The 4286-nt window shown below is 25.6% G+C and carries 6 protein-coding genes and 1 pseudogene; 4 read left to right on the forward strand and 3 right to left on the reverse strand.

The genetic code is table 11. The features are described 5' to 3' along the window. Positions 1-71 precede the first annotated feature (71 nt). The 3 genes from HMPREF0202_RS06625 to HMPREF0202_RS06635 all read left to right on the forward strand — a co-directional run bounded on the left by HMPREF0202_RS06625 (position 72) and on the right by HMPREF0202_RS06635 (position 1951). A complete protein-coding gene (locus tag HMPREF0202_RS06625) occupies positions 72-413 on the forward strand; it encodes a winged helix-turn-helix transcriptional regulator (protein WP_023052337.1) in 342 nt (113 codons plus the stop codon). Between the two features lie 344 nt (positions 414-757). After that, entirely contained in the window at positions 758-1342 is a 585-nt protein-coding gene (locus HMPREF0202_RS06630) for an NAD(P)H-dependent oxidoreductase (protein ID WP_023052338.1), read from the forward strand. 42 nt (positions 1343-1384) lie between these two features. Beyond that, a complete protein-coding gene (locus tag HMPREF0202_RS06635; protein ID WP_023052339.1) occupies positions 1385-1951 on the forward strand; it encodes a nitroreductase family protein in 567 nt (188 codons plus the stop codon). Between the two features lie 64 nt (positions 1952-2015). Here the strand turns inward: HMPREF0202_RS06635 and HMPREF0202_RS06640 are convergent, their stop codons facing one another. From HMPREF0202_RS06640 to HMPREF0202_RS15715, 3 genes and pseudogenes are all read right to left on the reverse strand, one after another. Continuing rightward, complete coding sequence (locus HMPREF0202_RS06640; RefSeq protein ID WP_023052340.1) at positions 2016-2837, reverse strand: dihydrodipicolinate synthase family protein; 822 nt, start codon at positions 2835-2837, stop codon at positions 2016-2018. Positions 2838-2903: 66 nt separating this feature from the next. Then, positions 2904-3287 carry an SMU1112c/YaeR family gloxylase I-like metalloprotein gene (gene gloA2 / locus HMPREF0202_RS06645; RefSeq protein WP_023052341.1) on the reverse strand — a complete coding sequence of 128 codons (384 nt, stop codon included), beginning with the start codon at positions 3285-3287 and terminating at the stop codon, positions 2904-2906. Positions 3288-3443: 156 nt separating this feature from the next. Next, positions 3444-3539, reverse strand: a pseudogene (locus HMPREF0202_RS15715) (hypothetical protein); the annotation flags it as partial. A 262-nt stretch (positions 3540-3801) separates the two neighbouring features. On the opposite strand from HMPREF0202_RS15715, the gene HMPREF0202_RS15605 reads away from it, so the two are divergent. Then, a complete protein-coding gene (locus tag HMPREF0202_RS15605; protein WP_261795765.1) occupies positions 3802-3927 on the forward strand; it encodes a hypothetical protein in 126 nt (41 codons plus the stop codon). The last annotated feature ends 359 nt before the right edge of the window (positions 3928-4286 follow it).

The raw sequence follows: 4286 nt of genomic DNA on the forward strand, positions 1-4286 counted from the left end.
CTTTTTTGTGGGTACTTTTAATTTTTTTTTGCGTGTAGTAAAATAATAAATAAACGATAAGGAGAATATTCATGAAATTAAGAAAAGAATACACATGCCCTTTAGAATTTATTCATGATATTCTAAGAGGCAAATGGAAAACCGTTATTATGTGGCAGATTTATTATCGAAAAAATCCTTCACTTTCACAATTACAAAAAGACATTAAAGGAATTAGCCAAAAAATACTTTTAGAACAATTGAATGAATTATTGGAATATAAACTTGTATCTAAAGAAAAATCCCTAGGTTATCCACTAAACGTTCAATACTATATAACTAACGATAAAGGAATGAAAGTTATTGAAGCTCTAAAAATATACCAAAAATTAGGTGAAATATATTTAGATGAATTAAAGAGTATTTCTAAATAAGCCTAATACTTATTATATATTTCTTTATCTCTTAAATTTGTTGATTTAGCTGATATATAAGTCCCTTCTACAACATTTTTAAAACCGATATCTTTAATATATTCAATGTGAGGACATCTATCATAATGATAAATTCAATATTATTAAAATCAATATTTTCCATAAAAACCTCCTAAACTTTTATATATAAAAGTTACGATAAATAATAATTTCTTCTTTTGTTTATATATTTTTAACCACTCATAAAAAGGAATTTTATAAAAAAATATAATAAATATCTAAAAGTTTAATACTAAAAATTATTGTAATAAACTTATTCATAAATAGATAAAAGGAGACCAACTATGAAAACTTTAGTAATATTAAGCCATTTAAATTATTCTAACTCTCGAGTAAATAAAAGTTTAGCAGAGGAATTAAAAAAATATAATGAAATAACACTACACAACTTAAATGAAATTTATCCTGATGAAAATATAGATAAACACAAGGAACAAGATCTTTTATTAAAATATGATCGAATTGTATTTCAATTTCCATTCTATTGGTATAGCACACCCCATATTTTAAAAAAATGGCAAGATATTGTTTTAGAATATGGTTGGGCATTTGGACCAAATGGAACGGCATTAAATGGAAAAGAATTTTTATGTGCAATTACAATAGGAGGACCTGAAGAATCTTATCAAAGTGGAGGATATAATAATTATTCAATAAGTGAACTTTTAAAACCAATACAACAAATGTCTAATTTAACTGGTATGAAATTTTTAACACCTTTTAAAGTACACTCAGCTGTAGTTTTAACAGATGAGGAACTAAGATCTAAGACAAAGGAATATCCAAAATATATTTTAAATCCAGAACTAAATCCTGAAGTAGCTTTAGAAAGAATAAAAAAAGAGCTTGAAGAGAAAGGTGGATTATAAATTTTAAGTTAACAGAAACAAAATATTTTTTAGGAGGAAAATATGAACGAAACGTTAAACACTATTTTAAAGAGAAGAAGTACAAGACAATATACCACTGAAGAAGTAAAACAAGAGGATTTAGATCTTATACTTGAAGCTGCTGTAAACTCACCAAGTGCTATGAATTCTCAACCTTGGCATTTTACAGTAGTTAATGACCAAGCCATTCTTCAAGAGATAAGTGATGCTGCAAAAGAAGTTGGAAAAAATCATCCTGACAAACAAATGCAAGCAATGGCAAATAATCCACATTTACATCTTTTTTATAAAGCTCCAGTTGCCATTTTAATATCTTGTAAAGATGATGCTCCAGAAGGTTTATTAAGTTGTGCTGCAGCAACTGAAAATATTTTATTAGCTGCTGAATCTTTAGGATTAGGAAGTTGTTGGGTTCAATTTGTTGAACTTTTATTTGCAACAAAAAATCCTATAGCAGATTCTATCTTAAAAAAACTTGCAATTCCTGAGGGATATAGTTTCAATCATGCAGTTGTCCTTGGTCACAAACTTTCTGACACTACACCACCTAAAAAATTGAAAAGTGAAACAATAACTTATGTAAAATAAAAAAAGAGTAGCTCAAGGGGTCTTAATTCTGTAGAATATAGAACTAAGACCTTTTAATTTTTTTCTAATTTCCTAAAGGTTTTCTACAAACTCCTATAGTATTTTTATTTTTATTTAAAATATGCTTAATTTTTGAAATTGGACTAGTTTTAAAAACTTCTTCTATTAAAATTTTAACTTTTTTCAAATCGTTATCTTGGGTTGAAGAATTTTCATAAAGACTATTAAAGTAGTTTCTTACTAAAATAGGTTCAATATTTCCACACATCGAAGAAAGAGAGTTGAACCCTAATTTTATTTTTTCCGCTAAATTTACTTCTCCGCCAGCATAAAAATAAAAGTTGTTATTTTTCATTTCTTTTTTTAATTGATTTATTTTTTGGGGATTTCCAGCTTCTTTTAATCCAACAATTAATCTATTTTTTAAAAGTTCTTTTATACTATCAGTTGTTAAATCAAATCCAGTTCTTCCAGGATTATTATAAATAATAACATCTTTATTAGCTTTTTCTATTATATTATTAGCATATATAATTGCTTCATGTTGAGATGGTAAAATATATGGTGAAAATCCTAATAAAATTCCACTTATTTTTGTTTTACTTATTTTTTCAGCTAAATAAACAGCCTCTTTTTCTCTAATACTAGAAACTCCAAATATTCTCTCCATTTCATCAATTAAATAACTATTTTCTAAGGCATTAAGTAATTCAATTTTTTCATCTAGAGATAAACTATGTTGTTCTCCAGTACTTCCACAAACCATAACTGATTTTATTGAATTTTTATACAAATTTTCAATATGTGTAAGTGTCAAATTTATATTTAATGATTCATCTTCATTAAATGCAGTTGGAACTGCTATATGAAATCTTTCGGTTATCATGGTTTCAACTCTCCTTATATTTAATTTTTTATTAGTATAATATGGTTAAAATAATTTTTTTCTTTTTTATAATTCATAAATTTCAAGTGGAAGATTATCAGGATCTTGAAAAAATGTAAATCTTTTTCCTGTTATTTCATCAACTCTAATAGGTTCACATTGTATCTCTTTAGAATTTAAATATTCCACCATTTTAAATATATCTTCAACTTCAAAAGCTAAGTGACGTAATCCTGTAGCTTCTGGATAGCTCAATCTTTTAGGAGACTCTAAAAAAGAAAAAAGTTCAATTTCACAATTCCCAATTGCTAAGTCTAGTTTATATGAATTTCTCTCTTTACGATAAGTCTCCTTTATAATTTCAAGATTTAAAATTTCTGTGTAAAAGTTTTTTGATTTTGCATAATCTGAACAAATTATTGCAACATGATGAATTTTTTTTAAATACATATTTCCGTTACCTTTTAGTCTATGAATGAGCCATATTTATTTTTCTAATTTCACGATATTTGGGCTCTTATAGTAACGGTTATTCACCCCCGAGATTTTTTGTATTTTCGTGAAATAATTAAGAGAGAAAATAAATGATCTTCTACTCATTTCCTTCTAATTTCTATTTTCTCCACTCATAGTTAGTAAGTCGTTATGAAATCTTTTACCATGATTTGGATGCTTTAAATATGCAAGTTCATGTAAAACTACATATACTTTATTGAATTATTAAAAATACTTTAAATTTAAAATACAGCAAATAGCGAAAAAAATCAAGAAAAACAGGGGAAATGTGGGATATTTTGTATAAAATTTAGTGTTTAATCTATACTACATTCTAGATAAAACACCAAAAGAAAAAGAGGATAACTGGGCTTGTTATCCTCTTTTTGGTTTATTCAACTAATTTATATGTCACTTACTTATACCTTTTCTTTTTTTTACCAATTCTTTTTCTAATTTTTCTCTATTTTTGAACTTCTCCGTTGTTTCAAAAGTATCTTTAGCTATTATTTTTTTTGGAACATTTAAATTTTTTTCAAGATTAAATATATCTTTAGAATCAGAAACTTCTAAAGTTTTTATTAATTCAGAATAAAATTTATGCGCAATTGACTTATTGTCAAAATCTTCCTCATTTTTGCTTACCTCATATTGATTCCATCCATCTATATTATAACCGCTTTTATCATATAAAAAATTAAAAAAAGTATAAAACTAATAAAGTGAACTATTTTTCCACTTTATTAAGATTTCTCTAAAATATATAAAAATGGATATTTAAAAAGGGATGATTAAAAAAATCATCCCTTAAAAAGTATAAGATATTACTCTAATTTTTTAGAGTTTACACAAAATTTGAAGCAGCCTCAATAGTTTAATATTTTTACTGTTTTTCAGCCTTTATTTTTCTAATCTCTTCAACTAAATAAGTTGCTGTTTTTCCTAAATCAGTTA

Source organism: Cetobacterium somerae ATCC BAA-474, from assembly GCF_000479045.1.
GTDB classification, from domain to species: domain Bacteria; phylum Fusobacteriota; class Fusobacteriia; order Fusobacteriales; family Fusobacteriaceae; genus Cetobacterium_A; species Cetobacterium_A somerae.

Coding starts and splice junctions, on each gene's coding strand:
- HMPREF0202_RS06625 (WP_023052337.1), top strand. CDS start 72: ATGAAATTAAGAAAAGAATACACATGCCCTTTAGAATTTATTCATGAT.
- HMPREF0202_RS06630 (WP_023052338.1), top strand. CDS start 758: ATGAAAACTTTAGTAATATTAAGCCATTTAAATTATTCTAACTCTCGA.
- HMPREF0202_RS06635 (WP_023052339.1), top strand. CDS start 1,385: ATGAACGAAACGTTAAACACTATTTTAAAGAGAAGAAGTACAAGACAA.
- HMPREF0202_RS06640 (WP_023052340.1), bottom strand. CDS start 2,837: ATGATAACCGAAAGATTTCATATAGCAGTTCCAACTGCATTTAATGAA.
- gloA2 (WP_023052341.1), bottom strand. CDS start 3,287: ATGTATTTAAAAAAAATTCATCATGTTGCAATAATTTGTTCAGATTAT.